Annotated in this window: 1 tRNA gene; it reads left to right on the forward strand. The window is 52.7% G+C overall.

The features are described 5' to 3' along the window. Positions 1–58 precede the first annotated feature (58 nt). A tRNA-Leu gene (locus IV50_RS04920) sits at positions 59–142 on the forward strand. Positions 143–201: the final 59 nt, after the last annotated feature.

Consider the following 201-nt stretch of genomic DNA (forward strand, 5'->3'; position numbering starts at 1 on the left):
GGTAGAACATCACCTTGCCATGGTGGGGGTCGCGGGTTCGAATCCCGTAGTTCGCTTTGCCGGCTTGGCGGAATAGGTAGACGCACAGGACTTAAAATCCTGCGATGGAAACATCGTACCGGTTCGATCCCGGTAGCCGGCATGATTTTGCACCTATAGCGCAATTGGATAGAGTGTCTGACTACGAATCAGAAGGTTGCA

Origin of the sequence: Weissella viridescens (genome assembly GCF_001437355.1) — a bacterium.
Classification (GTDB): Bacteria; Bacillota; Bacilli; order Lactobacillales; family Lactobacillaceae; genus Weissella; species Weissella viridescens.